Annotated in this window: 15 protein-coding genes and 1 pseudogene; 8 read left to right on the forward strand and 8 right to left on the reverse strand. The window is 68.6% G+C overall.

Translation table 11 applies throughout. The annotated features are described in order from the left end of the window. Positions 1 to 120 precede the first annotated feature (120 nt). Positions 121 to 855, forward strand: a complete 735-nt coding sequence (locus NFX44_RS24115) for a helix-turn-helix domain-containing protein (protein ID WP_262285868.1) — start codon at positions 121 to 123, stop codon at positions 853 to 855. A gap of 138 nt (positions 856 to 993) precedes the next feature. Here the strand turns inward: NFX44_RS24115 and NFX44_RS24120 are convergent, their stop codons facing one another. The 3 genes from NFX44_RS24120 to NFX44_RS24130 form a co-directional block, all read right to left on the reverse strand. Beyond that, positions 994 to 1,650, reverse strand: coding sequence for a hypothetical protein (locus NFX44_RS24120; protein WP_262285869.1), 657 nt, complete (start codon positions 1,648 to 1,650; stop codon positions 994 to 996). Between the two features lie 131 nt (positions 1,651 to 1,781). Continuing rightward, positions 1,782 to 1,994, reverse strand: a complete 213-nt coding sequence (locus NFX44_RS24125; RefSeq protein ID WP_262285870.1) for a hypothetical protein — start codon at positions 1,992 to 1,994, stop codon at positions 1,782 to 1,784. Positions 1,995 to 2,242: 248 nt separating this feature from the next. Next, positions 2,243 to 3,376, reverse strand: coding sequence for an FAD-dependent monooxygenase (locus NFX44_RS24130; RefSeq protein WP_262285871.1), 1,134 nt, complete (start codon positions 3,374 to 3,376; stop codon positions 2,243 to 2,245). A gap of 52 nt (positions 3,377 to 3,428) precedes the next feature. On the opposite strand from NFX44_RS24130, the gene NFX44_RS24135 reads away from it, so the two are divergent. Continuing rightward, entirely contained in the window at positions 3,429 to 4,067 is a 639-nt protein-coding gene (locus NFX44_RS24135; RefSeq protein WP_262285872.1) for a TetR/AcrR family transcriptional regulator, read from the forward strand. A gap of 291 nt (positions 4,068 to 4,358) precedes the next feature. Here the strand turns inward: NFX44_RS24135 and NFX44_RS24140 are convergent, their stop codons facing one another. Together NFX44_RS24140 and NFX44_RS24145 are read right to left on the reverse strand one after the other, a co-directional pair. Further along, positions 4,359 to 4,820, reverse strand: a complete 462-nt coding sequence (locus NFX44_RS24140; RefSeq protein ID WP_262285873.1) for a pyridoxamine 5'-phosphate oxidase family protein — start codon at positions 4,818 to 4,820, stop codon at positions 4,359 to 4,361. Between the two features lie 33 nt (positions 4,821 to 4,853). Next, complete coding sequence (locus NFX44_RS24145; RefSeq protein WP_262285874.1) at positions 4,854 to 6,041, reverse strand: MFS transporter; 1,188 nt, start codon at positions 6,039 to 6,041, stop codon at positions 4,854 to 4,856. 104 nt (positions 6,042 to 6,145) lie between these two features. On the opposite strand from NFX44_RS24145, the gene NFX44_RS24150 reads away from it, so the two are divergent. After that, complete coding sequence (locus tag NFX44_RS24150) at positions 6,146 to 6,637, forward strand: Lrp/AsnC family transcriptional regulator (RefSeq protein WP_262285875.1); 492 nt, start codon at positions 6,146 to 6,148, stop codon at positions 6,635 to 6,637. A 241-nt stretch (positions 6,638 to 6,878) separates the two neighbouring features. Here NFX44_RS24150 and NFX44_RS24155 read toward each other — a convergent pair whose 3' ends face one another. Further along, positions 6,879 to 7,490: a TetR/AcrR family transcriptional regulator gene (locus tag NFX44_RS24155; RefSeq protein WP_262285876.1), complete on the reverse strand. Its 612-nt coding sequence runs from the start codon at positions 7,488 to 7,490 to the stop codon at positions 6,879 to 6,881. A gap of 126 nt (positions 7,491 to 7,616) precedes the next feature. Here NFX44_RS24155 and NFX44_RS24160 point away from each other — a divergent pair, with 126 nt between their 5' ends. Together NFX44_RS24160 and NFX44_RS24165 are read left to right on the forward strand one after the other, a co-directional pair. Continuing rightward, complete coding sequence (locus tag NFX44_RS24160) at positions 7,617 to 8,024, forward strand: DoxX family protein (protein ID WP_262285877.1); 408 nt, start codon at positions 7,617 to 7,619, stop codon at positions 8,022 to 8,024. 122 nt (positions 8,025 to 8,146) lie between these two features. Beyond that, complete coding sequence (locus NFX44_RS24165) at positions 8,147 to 8,278, forward strand: hypothetical protein (RefSeq protein WP_262285886.1); 132 nt, start codon at positions 8,147 to 8,149, stop codon at positions 8,276 to 8,278. Here NFX44_RS24165 and NFX44_RS33275 read toward each other — a convergent pair. Then, positions 8,246 to 8,461: pseudogene (locus NFX44_RS33275) on the reverse strand (hypothetical protein); the annotation flags it as partial. The gene NFX44_RS24165 and the pseudogene NFX44_RS33275 overlap by 33 nt on opposite strands. Here NFX44_RS33275 and NFX44_RS24175 point away from each other — a divergent pair. Next, positions 8,461 to 9,048, forward strand: a complete 588-nt coding sequence (locus NFX44_RS24175; protein ID WP_315974627.1) for a DUF6596 domain-containing protein — start codon at positions 8,461 to 8,463, stop codon at positions 9,046 to 9,048. The pseudogene NFX44_RS33275 and the gene NFX44_RS24175 overlap by 1 nt on opposite strands. Positions 9,049 to 9,370: 322 nt before the next feature. Here the strand turns inward: NFX44_RS24175 and NFX44_RS24180 are convergent, their stop codons facing one another. Further along, a complete protein-coding gene (locus NFX44_RS24180; protein WP_262285879.1) occupies positions 9,371 to 9,883 on the reverse strand; it encodes a polyketide cyclase in 513 nt (170 codons plus the stop codon). A gap of 178 nt (positions 9,884 to 10,061) precedes the next feature. Here NFX44_RS24180 and sigJ point away from each other — a divergent pair, with 178 nt between their 5' ends. After that, positions 10,062 to 10,880 (forward strand): RNA polymerase sigma factor SigJ, encoded by an 819-nt coding sequence (gene sigJ / locus NFX44_RS24185; protein ID WP_262285883.1) that lies wholly within the window; start codon positions 10,062 to 10,064, stop codon positions 10,878 to 10,880. A gap of 49 nt (positions 10,881 to 10,929) precedes the next feature. Beyond that, the gene (locus NFX44_RS24190; RefSeq protein ID WP_262285880.1) at positions 10,930 to 12,120 is read left to right on the forward strand and encodes an NAD(P)/FAD-dependent oxidoreductase; all 1,191 of its coding nucleotides are present in this window, start codon (positions 10,930 to 10,932) and stop codon (positions 12,118 to 12,120) included. Positions 12,121 to 12,262 lie beyond the last annotated feature (142 nt).

The raw sequence follows: 12,262 nt of genomic DNA on the forward strand, positions 1-12,262 counted from the left end.
CTCGGATCAGTCGCTATGAGCGTAATAGTGACTGCTAGGATCGAGCAAGTAAGAATTCTTGAACTCACCAGTGTGACGAACGGGCGGCGCGGTTCCGGACAAGGCGTAGGGAGGTTTTCGGTGCCGACTCAGCGGGGTTATCGGCAGGCGTGCGGTGTCGCGCGCGGTCTCGACATCGTGGGGGAGCGGTGGTCGCTGCTCGTGGTGCGCGAGCTGCTGCTCGGGGCGAAACGGTTCACCGACCTCCAGCAGGCGCTCCCGACCGCCAGCCCGAACGCACTGTCCGACCGGCTGCGCGAGCTGGCCGACGCGGGCGTCGTACGCCGTCGGCAGCTGCCTCCACCAGGCAACGTGCGGGTCTACGAGCTGACCACGTGGGGTCGGGGCCTTGAGCCGATCGTGATCGCGCTGGGCACCTGGGCGCTGGCCGCGCCGCCGACCGCGGAACAGGTCTTCGTGAGCGTGGACAGCGCCATGCTGAGCATCCGCACCTTCTTCGTGTCGACGCCGGAGCAGCCCGGGGTGACGCTCCGGATCGAACTTCGCGACCACGGTCCTGCCGGGGTGTTCGGCGTCCGCCTCACGCCCGCCGGCGTCGAGGTCGCCCACGAGCCGCCCGAAGAGCCGCACGCCGTCCTGATCACCACGACGGATGCCCTCCTCGCCGCCTTCGGCAGCGACGACCTCGCCGGGCTCGTAGCGGCCGGCGCCGCCATCATCGGCGATCCCGAGGTCGTACGCCGTCTCGTCGCGGGGGTGCGAGTCCCGGGCGCCACAGGTCAAAGCTCAAACGGCACCCCCGGGCCAAGGTGGACGGGCGGATCGCCGCCGGGGGCTGCCCGAAAGGTGACCTAATGCCCCGGCAGATCCGGCCCGCCCTGTTTGGTCGACACTCTGGTCCGGCGTCGACCAAGGTCACGTGCACTGATCTGCCGCGATCCGCTCGGTCATGCCGAGTTGAGTGCGTTGCCTGACGTCGAGAGCGCGGCAAGTTCAGCCGAGCTGGAACCGCTGCGATCCACTGCGCCCGAGAAGGGTGCCCGTCGCTTCGGCCATCGCCTGAGCGGCCGGACCGATGCGGTAGCCAGTCAGCCGTCTGCCGTTCTGATCTTTGATGCGAGCCGGACGAGTGGTGGCTATCAGCATCGACCGGACCACCCTTGTTTGCCGCATGAGGACCTGGTGGGTGTCGGAACCGACTTCGTCGTCAAACCAGCGAACGGCCAGCCTGCCGGCGTCAAAGTATGCACCGCCTTCCGGGTGCTGATACCCGGCGTCGTGATCGCAGTACGTACCGCCGAGGTCATGCCGACGCGTCGAGCGCAGGAGTTGAACAATGGCAGCGACCGGCGGTCCGTCTGGCAGTGTGACGCCGTCGGCAAGCGTGACGGTTGATGGCAGGCTTGCGCCGATCGGCAGGTGCAGGAACGCCTGAGTTCCCCGGCCGCCGCAGGCCATCGCGTTTGCCAGCGAGCCGTGCAGGTGGACTGGGTGAAGTCCCAGCGGTCCCGGTTGCGAGCATTGCCACGCGGCGCCAGGGAACGTGTCGCGCAACGCCAGGTCGAACGCGTCTTCGTCCTCGGGCAGCAACCAGGTTCCGACATTCATGGTCCGGGAGCCCGCGTAGGCCATCACCAGACGGTACGTCATGCCGATCGCCCATGATCCAGCGCGCTCTCATAGCCGCGATGAGCGCGCTCATGCCGATGACAGTGCGCGCGCAGGCGGACCAGATCAAGCGGTCACAGCGGGCGTCGGTCGAGGGATAATCGTCAACCGGGTCAGTTCCAGGGATCGGCGTTCGGATTCTCGCCGAGCAGCCGCGCGCTCTCCAGGCACAAGTCTTCGCCGAACAGTTGGTTGCCGCGGGAGTCGGTGCCCCAGGCGTCGTCGGCGCAGGCAGCGATGGCGCGCCATGTGTAGCCTCCAGCCCGCCATTGCCTGACTTGCCGCGCGATGTCCGTAGTCAGGGTCAGCCCCCACGCCTCCAGCACGCGCCGAATCTACGCTGACGTCTTGACGTCGCCGCCTGTGCGTCCGGACCTGCCGCTGGTCGCGCGTTGGAGGTTCCGGTGGTGGCGCACATCCGAAACTGCCGATGTCCGGATGTTGATCAAATTGCCCGTCGAGGGAACGGTGACCGGGCAACTTCACGGCGCGCGTCGCTTTGCGACGGGATGTCTTGTTGGCGCTGTTCGTTGATCGAACGGTCTTCGAACAGCGGGTGCTCCGTGAATTGATCTTACCTTGCGCTGGCCTTCAGCCGCTGCCAGCCTGTGACCAGGCGGGCGCCGTTGTCGCGCAGGGCCACCCCGAACCGGGTGGCCGGCACCATGAGCGTGGCGGCCGTGGCGAACCCGTTCTGCTTGGGTGCAATGAGCTTGCGGTGCTCGTGCTCGTAGGCCTTAAGGCCCTGCCCGAGGTCGTTGCGGTGCTCGGCCAGCGTCCGCGCGAGCGTGTACGCCCCCGCCATCGCCAGGCTCGACCCGTCGCCGAACAGTGACACCGAGGATGCGGCGTCGCCGAGCAGCCCAATGCGCCCCTGGGACCAGGTGTTGAGGCGTACCTGGCTGACGGCATCGAAGTAGAGGTCTCTGGCATCGCGTACGCGCTCGATCAGCTCGGGCACGATCCAGCCGCCGCCCGCGTACGCCTGCTCGACGGTGCGCTTGTGCTGGGCGGTGTCGCGGTAGTCGTAGCCGGGCACGGGTTTGCTGCGCCAGATGAACGCCGCGATGCCGCCGTCGCCGCGTACCGGATGGACGGAGGCGAGGCGGCCGGGCATGCCGTAGAGCAGCACGTCGGTCGTCGGATTGAGCTCGGGCTCGACGGGCAGGGTTGCCACGTAGAGCCCGCGGTGCCTGACGAAGTCCGTCTCCGGTCCCCAGGCGAGCCTCCGGACCATCGAATGCTGTCCGTCGGTGCCGATGACCAGGTCGAACCGCCGCGGTTCACCCCGTTCGAAGGTGACGTCGACGCCGAGGCCGTCCTGGGTGAGGGCTGAGATGGAGTCGCTGTAGATGAACTCGGCGCTACCGGTCACGGCGTCGGTGATGATCGCGGCCAGGTCGGCCCGGGGCACCTCGACCTCGGTGGCCCGGTTGACCGACAGGTCGACGCGGCTCTTGCGCCGTCCCTGTGCGTCCACGAAGGCGAGCCCGGTCGTCGCCGTCGCGGCCGCACGCAGCTGGGGGAGCAGCCCCATCTTCTCGGCGATGGGGAATGCCGGTCCGCGTACGTCGACGGGGTTGCCGCTGGAGCGCTGGCCGGCGGCGCGCTCGACGATCGTCGGCGCGAATCCGTTGCGGGCGAGCCAGTACGCGAGGGTCGGGCCGGCCACGCCGGCGCCGGAGATGAGTACCGTCTTCGCAGTCACGTCTTGACTGTATGACCAGATTTGAAATTCGGTCAAGTGTTAGAATGTTGGTGTGACTGCCCGCACCGATCGCGAGACGAAGATCCTCGATGTCGCCGCCGACATGCTGGTCCGGCACGGCTACCGCCGCGTCACCATCGACGACGTCGCCGGCGCCGCCGGCATCGGCAAAGGCACTGTCTACCTGCATTGGAAGACGCGCGAGGAGCTGTTCGCTGCCGTGTTCGCCCGCGAGGTACGCGGCGCGATCGCCGACATGGTGACCGCCCTGCGCGCCGACCCCGCCGTCGCGCTGCTGCACCGTTTCGCCGCGGAGTTCTTCCTGGCGATCCTGCGCCGCCCGCTGCTGTACGGCATGGTGATCGGCGACGTGCAGATGTGGGGCAAGCTCGTCGGCTCCGATGCCGGCTACGACGGCGGCCGGCACAACAGAGTGATGGCGTCCTATGTAGACGTTCTGGCCGCGCGACGCCTGGTGCGTACAGATCTGGCGACGCCGGAGCTGACCTACGCCTTCCAGTCCGTGTTCGAGGGCTTCATCTACGCCGAGCGCACGGGCGGTTCAACGGGTACGCGCGACGAGCGGGCGCGGTTGCTTTCGGCCACGCTCGAATCGGCGTTCTCCCTGCCGGGTACTCCGGACGTCGCGCTCGCCGATGAGGTTGCCGCGCTGCTGTCCGGCCTAGTCTGATCCGCACACGGATCCCCCAACGGACAGCACCTTCTGCGCTCACGCCGAGATGCCTGGCCGTTACCTGCGCACTCTCATATAGGGCGCTCGTTCCTCGGTCACGGGGGTATTCGTGCAGGGAGCAGCCGAGGTCGCGACTGCCACGAAACATCCGGATCTGCCGCGATCCGCGCGTGGCGGAGCGTGACGGCGGCCGCCACCGCTCGGCATCCTGATCTGCCGATGAGCGGGCGTCGGGGCGCGTCCGTTGGGGCGGCTGCAACCCCACGGTCGGTGCCGGTCGGGGCAGGGTCAGGTACGGGTCCGGCGTTGGTGGCCCCGTCCGGGATGCCACGACCCGATCACGAGGTGGTCCGCGGGGGTACCAACGTAGGTCAGCACGACTTCGGTGATGTTGAGTTTGAAGAACCCGGCGCCTTGGTGAGGGTTGTCGGCTGGTGGGTCGACCTGTGCGGCGGTGCCGGCGAGTTTCGCGTCTCCTGGCCATCCGTCCGCATCGTCCCCGGGCGGTTCGACCGTCGGGCTGTGTACGGCGATGCGAGGGTCGCGGCGCACGTCGAGCAGCTTCATCGAGCCGCCCATCATCCCGAGGGTCACCTCCCCGTCGTCGAACTGCAATTCCGAGGCGCTGATGCGGGGTGAACCGTCCTTGCGCAGGGTCGCGATGGTCTTGTTCATACCCATCGCGAACCTGGCGCGGACGCGCGCCGCGAAGTCCGGGGCATCCTTCTCGATCTCCTGCCAGTTCGCCACGACGTCATCCTCCTGGTTGCTGGTGATGCTCGACTATTTCCGGTTGAGAAGCGCGACCGCTGGTAGCGCCACGAGTGAGCCCGCCAGCCCGGCGAGTAGCGTGTACCCGCCGGTGGACAGGACGGCGGTGGAAGCCAGGCTCGCTGTGGCCGCGACTGCCCACACTGCCGCGTCGACGGCGCCTTCCACCTGCGCCCGCTCCGCCGCTGGTAGGCCGCTGGCCAGCCTGCCGCTGCCGCCGATGAAGCAGAGATTCCAGCCGTAGCCCAGCAGGAACAACGCCGCGACATGCAGAAGAGCCTGGCTGTGCGGCGTGGTCGCGGCCAGCGCGGTCGCGATCGCGAGGGTGAGCAGTCCGGCGAACATGACGGGTCGGGAGCCGACCCGATCGAGCAGCCATCCCGTTAGCGGTGACAGTGCGAACATGCCCAGCGTGTGTGCGGACAGGGCCATGCCGACTTCGCCCAGCCCCTGGTGGTGTAGGTGCATGTCCAGCGGCGCCGCGGTCATGACCGCGACCATGACCACCTGTCCGGTGGCCATGACGGCCAGCGCCGACCGGGCCGTCGGGGTCCGCACCAGGTCGCGCAGAGGGACGCGCGACTGCACCGGCTCCGGCTGGCGAACCGGTAGCGCGAACAACGCGGTGGCGGCGAGCGCGCTCGCCAGCGACGCGAACAGGAACGGGCCGGACAGTGCAACCCAGCCCAGGTGGCTTGCGGTGACGCTCACCGGCGCGAGTAGCAACGGCCCGCCAACCGCACCGACGGCGCCGGCCCAAACCACGGTGCCGATCGCGGATCCCCGCCGCTGCACGGGGTAGAGGTCGGCGGCGGCGTAGCGCGACAGCAGCGCACCGGCGTTGCCGAGCCCGAGCAGCAGCATCCCGATGCTCAAAATGGTGATGTCGCTGCCAGCAACGGCGGGGATCGCGAGTGCTCCGCCCACCGTCGCCGCCACATACCCCAGCGCGAGGCTGGCCCGCCAGCCCCAGCGGTTTGTCGCCCGGGTCAAGACAATGGCGCCGATTCCGGTACCGACGATGCCTGCCGTGTTCGGAACGCCGCCCCAGACGGCACTGAGCCGATCCGCGGCGACGATCGTGCTCACTGGGCTGGCGGCTGCCATGGCGGCGTTCATCAGGGCGGCGGTGGCGAAGAGCGTGGCCGTGGCGCGCCCACGCGTTGTCATTCGAGCATGCGGCGGCGAGGTGATGAGCATGCGCCTACGTTAGGAAGGTCCGCGGTTCAGCTACATGGGCCATGAGCACTGATCGGGTGCGATTGGCTGTTGATTGCAAGGCAAAGACGCGGAACGCTTGCCGTATGAGCAGACTGCTGGATCAGACGGACTGGCGCATCATTGCCGAGCTGCAGCGCGACGGACGGCTGTCCTACAACCAGCTCGGGCGCCTCGTGAACATGTCATCGCCCGCGGTCGCCGAGCGGGTGCGCCGGCTCGAAGAAGCCGGGGTGATCGCCGGCTACCAGGCCCGGATCGACCCGGCCCGGGCTGGCCTTTCGCTGACCGCGTTCGTTCAACTGCGCTGCGCGCTCGGCCGCTGCCTACTCAAGACCACGGGCGCCGATGACTTTCCTGAGGTCGTGGAGGTGCACAAGTTGAGCGGCAACTCCTGCACCATGCTGAAGGTACGCGTGGCGTCGATGCCGCACCTGGAAGGGCTACTCGAACGCCTCGGCGAGCACGGCGAGATGAACTCACACATCGTCCTGTCAACCCAGTACGACGGTCGGCCCGTACAGGCGCCGCCAGCCGAGGCCCGAACGACCACGCACTCTCCCGGCTGGGTCCGGTAAGCGACCGCCCCTCTCAACGCACGACTCCGCGAGCCGATCTACCGGAACACTCACGGCGCCAACGCTCAGCCCCCGGCCCGCAAGCCTCCCGGTGCCCTCACAGGTCACCCACAGGATAGAGCGCCACGTACACACTCAATCACGTCTGCCGGGTGTCCACTCCTGCCGGTCCGGGGGTCATTCACCAACTTCGACATCTATCGAACATCCGGTCATGCCGCGATCCGCGCGTTACGCAATGTCACGGCGTGTCGGGAAGCCGGCCGCCGGTGCCGAGCACGTGGGCGATGACGTCGTTGACCAGCCGTGGGGGGATGGGCTGGTGGGCGACCAAGCGCCGGTAGAAGAACGGGCTCGTGAGCAGGTCGATGGAGAGCTCCGGGTCGAGGTGGTGGGGCAGTTGGCCGCGTTCGCGGGCGCGGGTCAACGCGACGAGCAGCGGTTCGCGGCGGCGCCGGGTCAGGTCGGCGTGGAGGGTCGCGAGGGTGGGGTCGCGTTCGGCGGCGTCGATGAAGGCGGCGAGCAGGCGCGGGAACGGGGTGCGGTCGAGCAGGGTGACGAAGGCGGTGAGGAGCTGGGCGACGTCGGTCTCCACACGGCCGGTGTCCGGCACGGGGAAGGGCTGGAAGGTGGCGTCCATGGCGTCGACCAGGAGCGCGCCGGCGGTGGGCCAGTGGCGGTAGACGGTGGCCTTGCTCGCGCTGGCGCGCCGGGCGACGGCCTCCATGGTGAAACCAGCCAGGCCGTGCTCGTCGAGCACCTGCAGGGCGGCCTGGAGCACCCGTTGCCGGGCGCCCGCGCCGCGGGAGATCGGCTCCCGGGGATCGCCGTCGGATCGAGGACCGTTGTCCATTGCCTCACCTCGATCGAAACGGTACCGTACTCACTATAAGAAAACGGATCCGTATCGATCGGAGAGCCCGATGGTACGTGCGACAGCCGCTGCGTCCGGGCCCGGCGGCGGAGCCACCGGGTCGGAATGGTGACTAACGGGCCGGGCGCCCCGTCACCTGCCGCGCGACCCCGCTACCGCACCGGTGCCTACTGGCTAGTCACCGCAGTCGTGGTGGGCGAGTGTGCGGTCGGCGGCGCGATGGACCTGCTCCGGGCGCCGCCCTTCTATCCCGTGATGATCGGCCTGGGCTACCCCGGCTACCTGGCCACCATCATGGGCACCGCGAAGCTCATCGCAGCCGTGGTGCTGCTGGCGCCCCGGCTGCGTCGGCTCAAGGAGTGGGCCTACGCCGGCGTAATGATCAACATGGTTGGTGCGGCCGCTTCCCACGTCGCCATGCACCAGGCCCTGGGCAACCTCATCGCTCCGGCAATGTTCGCAGGACTGGCCATGCTGTCCTGGGCGTGGCGTCCCACCGCACGCCGACTCTGAGGAGGACTCACCACCCTGCACCGGCTCCTCGTCCGCGCCGTCGGCGACTGAGCCCCGTACGCGGCCGGGGCTGGGGACCGGACAGTCCCCGTGTCGGTCGCCGAGTGCGCGGATCTGCCGAGATGAGCACGCTCACCGCCTGGGTCCTTCTTCGCGCCGCCGGGCACCAACTCGAGGAGCGGGTGATGCAACCGGGAGACCACGTCGGTGCGGGGCCGGCCGAGCTGGTCACGGCGGTCGACCAGCAGCCGTAACGCGACCGTGGTGTCGTCGGTGACGACCTGCCGCAGACCTTCGGTGCGCAAGGCGACCACGGCGACGCTGCGGGCATCGACCGGGTCGGTCTTGCGGCCCTGGCCGGTGGCGAACACGCGGGCCCGGGCGGACAGCTTCGCGCGACGAGCTCGCGGCCGAGGCGATCTGGCTGGGACGTGCACTGACCGAACTGCTTCCTGACGACCCCGAGGTTCGCGGGCTTCTGGCGATGATGCTCTTGCACGACTCCCGCCGCGAGACGCGGTTCAACGACGGCGAACTGGTGCTGCTGGAAGATCAGGACCCGGACCGGTGGAACACCACGCAGATCGCCCGGGGATGCGCCGAACTCGACCAGGCGATCGCTTTGGGCGGCCGCGGGCCCTACGTCCTGCAGGCTGCGATCGCCTCGCTGCACGCCGAGACGCCGTGCGACTGGGCGCAGATCGCCGCCCTGTACGGCGAGCTCGCCCGCCTGACCGCCTCGCCGGTCGTCGAGCTGAACCGTGCCATCGCCGTCGCCGAGACGGAAGGACCACAGGCCGGTCTGCGTATCATCGACGGACTCGGTCTGGACGACTTCCACTATCTGCACTCAACCAGGGCCGAGCTGCTGCGACGGCTCCGGCGCACCGATGAGGCGCGCGACGCCTATCGACGTGCGAGGAAACTCACCGCCGATGGAGCTGAACGCCGCTTCCTCGAACGCCGACTAACGGAACTTGCAGGCGTGACAGGCCCAGACAATGACCCGGCGGCAGCAGAGTGAGTGCTGGTCAAACCCCAGTTGCCGACCCCGCCTCCCCCCGTTGCCGGGCGACCGCCGACCATCGCATCCGCTCACTGCGCCGACCGCGCGGTAGCAGTTCAAGGGTTGGAGCCCGGCTGGGCCATTTTCGGGAGCCCACTCACCATGAGCGGGCTCCCCGGAGCCTGGCCCGACTCGAACGGTACTGCCACCCCGGGGTTCAGTGACGCGGTACCGGCGCCGCGTTGGGCAGGCCGGCCTCCAAACGTAGTACCTCCGGGCCCAAGGCAGTGGTGCCCGCACATGCCGCGAGGCGCTCGGTCATGCCGATGAGGGCTGATCCTCAATTCTCGGCCATGCCGCGGTGGTGGTGCTCGGCGAGTTGCTTCAGGTTCAGTAGCTGACGTCGAGCCATGATCAGGTCGCCGACGGACAGCCCGAGGGCGACCCGGCGGGTGGTCTGCATGACGACCTTGAGCAGCAAGCGGGTGGTGTGCTCCTGGGGCACGAGGACGTAGGACATGAAGGCGCCCATGATGGTGGCGGTCACCTGTTTCCCCGGGTCGACCGAGACGATCCTGCCCAGCTCCCGCCCGCCAGCAGTAGTGAATCGTTCTCCGACTTGCGGCTCGGGAAGGCCTACCAGCTCTCGAGGTGAACGGCGGCCAAGGTTGTCGATCCAGTCATAGGAGTATGGCGCAAGCCTCACTTGCGCCACCCACGGCCACACCACTTCGGCAGGCACCTCGACGCGCACACCCCGCCACGCCTGCAGCCTGGGTGAGACGACGAAGTCGTCGCACGGATAGCAGCGCAATATCTCGCTGTCAGTCACGCCCCACCGATCACCGATCATGCATCCATCCTCCACCAACTCCGGCATCCGGATCTGCCGCGAAGCGCTCGTTACGGAAGGTAGCCAGACCGCGGGTGCCTGCATCCGGACGTGCCGAGTGCATCGAGGCGACGCGGCGACTTCGTATGCTGGCCGGGTGCAGCACGACACGGTGTTCGCCGAGCATCGCTCACTCCTGATGGCCGTCGCCTATCGGGTGCTGGGTCGCTTCAGCGACGCCGAGGACATGGTGCAGGATGCCTGGCTGCGGTGGAGCGCTGTTGACATAGGACAGGTCGAGGACCCGGAGGGCTACCTGGTCCGGGTGACCACTCGGCTGGCCATCGACCGGTTGCGCAGCGCGGCCGCCCGGCGCGAGTCGTATGTCGGGCCGTGGCTGCCCGAGCCGATTCTCACCACGCCCGATGTCGCCGACGATGTGGCCAATGCCGAGTCGGTGTCCCTGGCCATGCTGCTCATCCTGGAGTCGTTGTCGCCGCTGGAGCGGGCGGTTTTCGTGCTGCATGAGGCGTTCGGCTACCCCCACAACGAGATCGCCGACATCGTCGACCGGAGCCCGGAATCGGTACGCCAGACGGCAATGCGTGCGCGCCAGCACGTGAGCAAACACCGCCGGCGCTATGACACCGATCAAGCGACGCGGCGCAAGGTCACCGAGTCGTTCATGTCGGCCAGCGCCGGCGGTGACCTGATCGCCCTGATGGCGGTGCTCGCGCCCGACGTCAGGCTGGTCTGCGACGGCGGCGGCCTCGCGCCCGCGCCCCGCAAGGCGATCGACGGCATCGATCTGGTGGCGCGGGCGCTCGTCACGTTCGCCGGGCGCATGCCGGAGTCGCCGCGCGTGGTCATGACCGAGGTCAATGGCGGCCCCGGCATTGTCATCTACTCCGCCGAAGCCCCGGTGGTGGTCGTCGTGCTGCACCTTGTCGATGGGCGCGCCCGGGAGATCCACCTGATCAGTAACCCGGAGAAGCTCACCGCCGTCGGTAGAATGTGACGCCGCTCACAGCAGCTCACTCGCCGCGCCGCCGTCTCGTCCGTGGGGCATGACGAACACACAGCAGAGGCGGATCGTGGTTATTGGTGCCGGATACACCGGCATGCTGGCGGCTCTCGGCGTGGCGCGCCGGGGCAGCGGCCGGGTGCACGTGACACTGATCAACCCGTCAGAGAGGTTCACCGAGCGGCTGCGGATGCATCAGATCGCGACCGGACAGCAGCTCGGCGAGTACTGCATCCTGGACCTGTTGACCGACACCGGAATCGTCTTCGTCCAGGGCTGGGCAACCGGCATCGACACCGCCGCGCGCACGGTCACCGTGTCTACCGCAGGCGGGCAGGTCGCCGTGGACTATCACACGCTGGTCTACGCGATCGGCAGCACCACCGACACCGCCCGCGTCCCGGGAGCCGACGCTCACGCCTACACCCTCAACAGCCCGCAAAGCGCACAGCGCATGGCTGAGCACCTCAAGGCGGCGGACCGCGGCACCTTCCTGGTGTGCGGGGGTGGGCTGACCGGGATCGAGGCGGCGGCCGAGATCGCCGAGTCCTACCCGAACGTCAAGGTGACGCTGCTGAGCCGGGGCGAGCCTGGCGCGATGATGGGCGCCAAGGCCCGCGCCTATCTGCGGGCGTCGCTTGACCGGTTGGGCGTGATCGTCCGCGCCGGTGTCGAGGTCGCCAAGGTGCTGCCGGACGGCGTCGAGCTGGCCGGAGGCGAGTTCGTGCCGGGCTACGGAACCCTGTGGACCACCGGGGTGCGCGTGGCGCCACTGGCAGCCGAGGCCGGGATCGCTACCGACGAGACCGGCCGGATCGTGACCGACGCCACCCTGCGCTCGGTGTCGCACCCGGAGATCTATGCCATCGGGGATGCGGCCGCGATCCGGCAGGCCTACGGCGTCATCCACGGCACGTGCCAAAGCGGCCTGCCGACCGCCGCCCACATCGCCGAGAACATCGCCCGCCAGCTGCGCGGCAAGGAGCTCAAGCCATTCCGGTTCGGCTACATTCACCAGCCGGTCAGCCTCGGCCGCAAGGACGCGGTGATCCAATTTACGTACGCCGACGACACTCCTCGGCGGTGGATGCTCACCGGCCGGGCAGCCGTGCTCTACAAGGAGACCGTCAGCAGCAGCCCGATCAAGACCTACGGGCTGGCGAAGCGGATCGCCATCTCGGCGCGCATGCTGAGCACCACCGGTGGCCGGCGCAGCCGGCCCGTGCCCGCCTAGCTCGCGTCACGCGTGCTCATCTGGCTCCCCTCTATGTCAATAGACCGGGTTCAGGGCGTTAGGAGAGGTGCGCTTCCGGGAGCGGATGGGCCGGCGTAGCGTCGGTGTTGCGGGTCCGGGAAGTGGCTGATCCGAAGTGTCG

The organism is Micromonospora sp. MA102 (assembly GCF_025460765.1).
GTDB lineage: Bacteria > Actinomycetota > Actinomycetes > Mycobacteriales > Micromonosporaceae > Micromonospora > Micromonospora halotolerans.